General features: G+C 70.8%; 1 protein-coding gene. It reads right to left on the bottom strand.

Annotated features, from left to right (window positions below; genetic code table 11):
* The coding region (locus G7A99_RS23590) for a DNA gyrase subunit A (RefSeq protein ID WP_305792366.1) at nucleotides 1-626 on the bottom strand (626 nt) is incomplete at both ends.

Here is a 626-nt window from a genome sequence, read left to right as displayed (position 1 = left end):
AGCAGCTCGCGGTACTCGTCCAGGATCTTGTCCTGCTCCAGCCCGGTGAGGCGGTGCAGGCGCAGGTCCAGGATCGCCTGGGCCTGCTGCGCGGTGAGCCGGTAGACGCCGTCGCGCAGGCCGAACTCCTCGGCGAGCCCCTCGGGCCGGGACGCCTCGGCGCCGGCGCGCTCGAGCATGCCGGTGACCATGCCCGGCGCCCACTCCCGCGAGGCCAGCGCCTCGCGCGCCTCCGCCGGCCCCGGCGAGGCCTTGATCAGGGCGATGACCTCGTCGATGTTGGCCAGCGCCACCGCCAGGCCCTCGAGGACGTGGGCGCGCTCGCGCGCCTTGCGCAGCTCATAGACGGTGCGCCGCGTGACCACCTCGCGGCGGTGGCGCAGGAAGGCGTCGAGGACGTCGCGCAGGTTGTGCTGCTTGGGCTGGCCCTGGTGCAGCGCGACCATGTTGATGCCGAACACGGTCTGCAGCTGGGTATGCTGGTAGAGGTTGTTGAGCACGACCTCGGGCACCTCGCCGCGACGCAGCTCGATGACCATGCGGATGCCCTGCTTGTCCGACTCGTCGCGCAGCTCGGTGATGCCCTCGATGCGCTTTTCCTTGACGAGCTCGGCGATCTTCTCGAG

The organism is Arhodomonas sp. KWT, from assembly GCF_010993615.1.
This window is presented reverse-complemented; position numbering and strand designations above follow the sequence as displayed.